The 2,657-nt window shown below is 68.5% G+C and carries 3 protein-coding genes; all 3 read right to left on the bottom strand.

Translation table 11 applies throughout. From position 1 onward, the window contains the following. Positions 1-86 precede the first annotated feature (86 nt). The gene (locus tag sphsw_RS11555; RefSeq protein ID WP_042467124.1) at positions 87-551 is read right to left on the bottom strand and encodes a DUF2141 domain-containing protein; all 465 of its coding nucleotides are present in this window, start codon (positions 549-551) and stop codon (positions 87-89) included. Between the two features lie 95 nt (positions 552-646). Further along, entirely contained in the window at positions 647-1,975 is a 1,329-nt protein-coding gene (locus sphsw_RS11550) for a lipopolysaccharide biosynthesis protein (RefSeq protein ID WP_042467122.1), read from the bottom strand. A gap of 85 nt (positions 1,976-2,060) precedes the next feature. Beyond that, positions 2,061-2,657, bottom strand: a 597-nt coding sequence (locus sphsw_RS11545) for a CDP-alcohol phosphatidyltransferase family protein (protein WP_031440751.1), incomplete at its 5' end; no start/stop codon positions are given.

The raw sequence follows: 2,657 nt of genomic DNA, 5'->3' as shown, positions 1-2,657 counted from the left end.
TTGGAAACGGCGTCGCTCACACTCTTGGCTACCTGTCGCAGGCTAGTATCGCTACATTTTTATGGCACGTCTGCCCTTGATCGACGCTAGCGCCGATACCGCATCTTCATCCGCACGACCGTCCCCCCGGCCGGCAGCGCCACCCGCGCCGACGCGAAGGATGGCAGGCCGACCGATGTGGGGGCGTCGTTCGAAAATCCAAACCCCTCCTTGGGCAGGAACAGCGTGCGGTTGAAATCATGGTCGCTGTTCTCGTCATGATATTGCGCGATCGCGTAATAACCGGGCTTCAGCCAGAAACAGGCGTGCGGCTGCGCGGCGGGCACGCGCGCGCGCGCCAGCTTGCCGCCCTTGGACAGGAACCGGCCCTTGTCGTCGGGATAGACGGTGAACGCGACCTCGCCGACCGCATTGTGCAGCGTGGTCGCCTCGAGCACGAGCTTGGCCGCGCCGTTCCCCGGCGTGCCGACGCACGTCTCCGCGGCAGCCGCGGACGTCGAGGCGAGCGTTGCACCCGCGGCGAGCGCGAGCAGGAGAGGCAGATTCGTCATGGGGGACCCTTGCAATCGCATAACGGCAATTTGGAGGCCAATGACGTCGGCTCTGTGAACCCGCGCTTTATCGACCGCGGCGGGGCGTGCCGCTCTCAGGGACGGCTGCGCGTCAGATTCGCCGCAGCAAAGCCGAGCAGGATCGCGACCGCGACCGAGCCGATCGCGACGCCCATCGCCACCCCGGACGAACCATAGAGCGGCATCAAGGCGAACGCGCCGATGAACAGCAGGATGACGCCGACGACGCGGATCGCGAACACCGTGCCCGCGCGGTTGACCGCGGTCAGCACGGTGTCGAGGCTGACCGTCGCCAGGTCGAAGCACCCCGCCGCCGCGAGCCACAAAAGCACCGGATAGGCGCTGCCGAACGACTTGCCGCCGACCAGTTTGAGCATCGGTTCGCCGATCAGCGCAACGACCGCGAGGATCGCGAGCGCCGCTGCGCTGCTCGCCAGCATCGTCCGCACCAGGATGTAGCGGAGCCGCTCGGGCGCCGCGGTCCGCACCGCGCGGACGATTTCGGGGAAGGCGGCGCGCGAGAGGAGCTGCGACAATTTGGCGAGCGCCTGCGCGACCTGTGCCGCGAGCCGGAACGCACCCGCCGCGGCCGGGCCGATCGACGCGCCGACGAGCAGCAGCGGGATCTGCTTGCTCGACAGGCCGAGCGTCGCGCTGGCATTGGTGCTCAGCGCGAACTTCACCACGCCCGGATTTTCCGCGACCAGCGCGCGCCAGCCGCTGCGCCCGCCCAGCAGCAGCGCGAAGTCGCCGCTGCGCCACACCATGATCCAGTAGGTCGCCGCGGTGACCAGCTCGGCCGCGGCCCAGGCGATCATGAAGCCGCGGATCGTCGGGTCGAACAGCATCGCCGCGCCCGCGCCGACGAAGCGGATCACCGGCGTCATGCTGTCGGCGAGTGCGGAGAGCGAGAATTTGTCGCGCAGCCGCAGGATGCCGAGCGGGGTCGATCGGATCGTCAGCAGCTGGATCACCGCGAAGACCAGCGTGTAGTGCATCAGGTCGCGCGGAATGCCGAACGCGTTCGCCCAGATCTGGAGGATGCCGATCGTCAGCAGCGCGCCAAGGATCGCGCTCGACAGGTCGAGCCGCGCCGCCAGCCGGAAGAGCCGCGCGAGCCGCGGGCTGTCACCGTCGTGGAGCGGCTGGACGCCGTACTGGACGATGATCTGCCACGTCTGGAAGCCGACGAACGTCGTCAGCGCCTGGACCGCGCCGGTGATCAGCGCGAACCGGCCGAAATCGACGACCCCCAATGTGCGCGTCGCAAAGCCGAGATAGAAGAGCGACAGGATCGCCAGCACGCTGCGGCTCGCGAGCAGCCAGCCCAGGTTGCGCGCCGCCGAACGCAGCACGCCACCGAAATCCTTGGTCGTGGGGGAAGGGGCGGGGGCCTGGGTCATGCGCCCTGCGGCCCCTAAAGCGCGCGGTGCGGTGCGGCAAGTCGCGGCCGCAAGACCGCCCGCCGAACCGCCCGATCCGACGCGATCAGGCGAGCCAGCTCGTGATCGCGCCGCCCTTCGCGCGCCGTGCCATCGCCTGGAACAGTCGGACGAGATGGACGACCAGCGAGATCGCGGTCCACGCCGCTACGCCGATGATCCCCCAGTCGGGCCGCGTCACGACCAGCCCCGCGAACAGGATCACCATGTTCGGGTTGCGCCGCGCGGTGATCAGCCGGAACCAGCTGTCGAAGCGTTCCCAGACATGGATGTGCATCCCGAACCGGACGATGAACGCGCCCTCGATCAGCCGCTGCGCGACATAGCCGAACAGCATCGTGCCGATCACCGCCCAGAAGGTCGCATCGTCGAGCGGCCGGCCATAGGGCGCGCAGCCCGCCGCCCAGGCCCACCACCAGAAGGGCGGATGGACCAAGTCGACGCCGTGATCCCACGCATTGCCGAGCTTCGACGCGGTGATCGTGCAGCGCGCGAGCTTTCCGTCGACGGTGTCGAGCACCATGAAGACGAGGCCGGTGGCAAGCCCCGTCCAGAACCAGCCATACCAGAAGGCGATCGTCGCGACGATGCACAGCACCGATCCCATCGCGGTGACCTGGTTCGGCGTGATCCCCGCGCGCGC

Origin of the sequence: Sphingomonas sp. FUKUSWIS1 (assembly GCF_000733135.1) — a bacterium.
Taxonomy (GTDB): domain Bacteria; phylum Pseudomonadota; class Alphaproteobacteria; order Sphingomonadales; family Sphingomonadaceae; genus Sphingomonas; species Sphingomonas aerolata.
Note: the sequence above shows the minus strand (reverse complement) of the source record. Positions and strands in the feature narration are given on the sequence as shown.

Bases quoted from the DNA above. Each gene is read 5' to 3' on its own strand.
- sphsw_RS11550 (WP_042467122.1), bottom strand. From the start codon at position 1,975: ATGACCCAGGCCCCCGCCCCTTCCCCCACGACCAAGGATTTCGGTGGC.
- sphsw_RS11555 (WP_042467124.1), bottom strand. From the start codon at position 551: ATGACGAATCTGCCTCTCCTGCTCGCGCTCGCCGCGGGTGCAACGCTC.